Origin of the sequence: Bacillus sp. K2I17 (genome assembly GCF_002209985.1) — a bacterium.
Lineage (GTDB): Bacteria > Bacillota > Bacilli > Bacillales > Bacillaceae_G > Bacillus_A > Bacillus_A wiedmannii.
On record NZ_NJGF01000096.1, the window covers coordinates 1 to 3652 of the forward strand.

General features: G+C 28.5%; 3 protein-coding genes and 1 pseudogene. 1 reads left to right on the plus strand and 3 read right to left on the minus strand.

Annotation, left to right across the window (positions count from 1 at the left end; all coding sequences use genetic code 11):
• Nucleotides 1–195 (plus strand): RICIN domain-containing protein (locus CER22_RS30695; protein WP_142293613.1); only part of this gene is annotated, 195 nt, incomplete at its 5' end.
• Between the two features lie 102 nt (nt 196–297).
• Here the strand turns inward: CER22_RS30695 and xerS are convergent.
• The 3 genes and pseudogenes from xerS to CER22_RS33560 all read right to left on the minus strand — a co-directional run.
• Nucleotides 298–1404, minus strand: a complete 1107-nt coding sequence (gene xerS / locus CER22_RS30700; RefSeq protein WP_088610473.1) for a tyrosine recombinase XerS — start codon at nt 1402–1404, stop codon at nt 298–300.
• Nucleotides 1405–1510: 106 nt separating this feature from the next.
• A complete protein-coding gene (locus CER22_RS30705) occupies nt 1511–3151 on the minus strand; it encodes a hypothetical protein (protein WP_088610474.1) in 1641 nt (546 codons plus the stop codon).
• 312 nt (nt 3152–3463) lie between these two features.
• Nucleotides 3464–3652 (minus strand): annotated as a pseudogene (locus CER22_RS33560) (RICIN domain-containing protein); the annotation flags it as partial.

A 3652-nucleotide genomic window follows, 5' to 3' on the forward strand; every position in this document is an offset into this window, starting at 1 on the left:
AAAAATTCCAATCTGGTATTAGATGTTTCCGGTGCAAATATAAGCAACAACACTAATATTCAGGTATACGAAAGAAATGGGACAAATGCACAAAAGTTTAAATTAGTACAAGTAGATGTAGATTCAGCAATATTTTATCAACAGCAAAATTCATCAGAACAAGAATATAGAAATAATGTAAAATCAAATAATTAATTTGTATATATGTTTATAACATTAATAAAAGACCTCCATGTCTTTACATATAAAAAGACATGGAGGTTTAAAAATTATGAATTTTAGAATGGGAGATTTACATTATCTATCAGCTTCATTACCTTCCTCTAATTGACGTCTTTCCAAACGTTCAATAGCTTCACGACGCTTGGAATCATCGATATTTGTATACAAAGATGTTGTTTCGATTGAATTATGTCCCATTTGGTTTGCTAAGAGAACAAGATCTTTATTTTCGTTGTAATGATTAGTTGCGTATGTATGACGCAACTTATGCGGGCTCTTTTTTTCGTCAAATGCTCTAGTATATTTCTCTGTGAGTTTTTGTATAGCATTAACAGAAATCTGCGCATACGAGCCTTTATAATTCGTTACAAATAGAATGTCTTCATCATCAGGACATTTGTAACGCACAGTACGGACTTTTAGATACTCTTGAACATCATCTAGGGCAGTTTGTGTAGCCAAAATAGATGATTTTTTATCTCCTTTTCGAACAACTTTAATGTAACGAGTACGAAAATTAATACTAGAAATAGTTAAACTAGCTGCTTCAGATACCCGAAGGCCTGTACCTAAGATTAAACTTAGAATAGCAATATCACGTTCTCTATCGCGTTTGAAGAATCTTAACTTACCAGGAGCATTTTCCTGCAGCATTTGCTCATATTCATTAGATAAAAAGCGCATAAATTTAATGTCATCATTATTGTGAAAAATAACTTCTGAAATTTCTTTTGCTCTCGCTGCAGCATCAATTTTTTCTTTATGAATTTCCATTTTGGCCATAACATTTCTATAAAAGTAACATTCTCCATTATCATCTTCGGTGTTGCTTGTTAGGTAGTTAAATAATGACTTTAGAGCTGAAAATGTCCGTATAACTGCCTTTGTTTTATTACCTTGTCTCTCTAAATAACTCTTAAACCTTTTTACTTGTTTAAGAGGAAGGTGTTCCAACGTTTCAATTGGTACCTCATGTATTTTCGTTACAACATTTCCATCTGCGACAGCAAGACGAGAAGAGATTAACCACTGTAAAAACATTTCATATTCAATTAAATATCCATACAAAGTAGCAGGGGAGAGGTTCGTTTTCTCTTCAATATATTCAACGATATACCAGGGCATTTTTTCTTTGTGACGTTCTACACGTCCTTGATACACTTGTTTTTCTCGATCGCTCAAATTTTTCACCTCAAACTTTAAAGCAGTACATTGAAGTTTTATAATCAATGTACTAATTTGTCTAAATTTGTCTAATTTTACATTAAATACAATTTTAATTGATAATTTACTCCTTATGAAATAATATTTCTCTCATTCCTTCAAACAACGGTTCTAGTACTTTTGTTAAATAATCAATTCTCTTAATTCCCCCATATTCTTTATAGTAATAATGTGAAAAGGGAAGATAGTCGTCATTTTTCTTTTTATTGGTTAATAACTTAAATATAGATTTATTATGTTTACTAATAATATACGCTAATAATTCTAAATCTGATAATCCAATATAATCTACAAACTTAACTTTTGAATTTAATGAATTAACATATTTTTCTTCTTTTAGTGATTTATGATACTTAGGTATTCTAGGAAAAGCTTGCATAGAAACAGATAAAATATAAACATTTTTTACATTATCGAATATATTATTTTTCGGTGTATTTAAAATTGCCTCAAAAGCATCATTTGCTTGTTTTATTGGACCAAGTACATACTTTTGAAATGCATCACTAGAAGTAGTCTGATCTGCTAGGATTTTTGTTTCTTTTCGTATTCTGCCACTTTTGCACTCTATTATAAGTAGTGATTTACCTAATAAAATATATGCATCCGAAGAATCTTTATTTTCATTTCCAAATTTAAATTCTTCTATATATTTATATTCTTCAATTTCCGCTTCATTTATTGCCTTCTCTAAAATTGCAGAAACATATGATTCAAAAAGTCTTCCGAAAAAGGGGAAGAATTCCTTTTTTTCTTTCCGACAACAATTATTGAGTTTAAAAGAAAGTCCATCAAATATGGCCATTCCCATATAACTTGGAGAAAAAGGATATATTTTTTCATTTGATTTAAACAATGGTGTTGCTAATATTTCTTCATAATCAAATGGATTATTAATAGTATTTAATGCCCATTGTTTCAAAGAATCTATATCTCGACAAACTTCTTTAGTAATATTTATTGCTGTTTTTTGATCAGATACTGGATCGAAAAAGTTAGTTATATTAATTCCCCAATCCCCAGAATGCATTATGTTATTTAGGCTTATCTGTGTAATACATGGGGTATTTAAAGTAAATAGGGTAGTAACATATTGGAATATGGTATACCCATAATGCTTTTCAAAAATTTGATGTATATCTATGTATTCCTTAGGACTACAAATAGCATTATCCTTAGCAAGGTGATTAAACATTATATCTTGTCTAAATAACGCTTTATCTACTTCGGGATCTCTATTAAAAAGAGTTGATTTTAGAATAAAATCCTCTGCCTGTTCATAGCTATCGGCCGACTCGAACATAAACATATAATCAGTAATTTTCAATAGAGTTAAAAAAACATGTAAAAATTCTGGATAGGGCTTTTTATATTCAAATATGACTGGTTTATTTTCTCCATATGCCAAAAACCATTTTATTGAGTACATAATATTTAATAAATCATATGGTTCTGTTTTTTCTTTAATCTCTAAATCCATATTTTTAATAAAAGGTTTCAATTTTTCTTTAAGTTCATTTTTTCCAGCATTATTTAATACTGAGAATTTCGATAAAATAATTAATGCTGTAGTTAAATCTATACTTCGAATATCTTTTTTTATTTCATCAATTGATGCTTTATATCCTGATATTTGTGAATATGTTAAATGGGACTTCATAAAACTTCTAAATTGAGGATATGCAATTGTCTGTTCTTTTTCCAAATTAAACACTCCTATAATATGTATTACTATTTTTAAATTCAAACCTTAGCTGTTCATTTTAAACATAAAAATAATATAAATTCATATATATTATACTATTTTAAATATAAATCATCAATTATCAATTAAACTCGAATTTAATGTAAAATTAATATTGCTTTTATATCCCCCCCATTGTAATGTACAATAACACAAACCTCTAAACTAATATGACAGAAACCCTAAACCTAGTTCATAATTTTTAGACCTCCATGTCTATTAAATTAAACAGGCATGGGGGTCTTATGCTATTATTATAGATTTAAAATAAGATTATTTAATTAAAGTATTTTCAGATTTTCGTTCTGATTGATTTTGTTGATGATAAGATATTGCTAAATCTACATCTACTTGTACTAATTTAAACTTTTGTGCATTTGTCCCATTTCTTTCGTGTACCTGAATATTAGTGTTGTTGCTTATATTTGCACCGGAAACATCTAATACCAGATTGGAATTTTT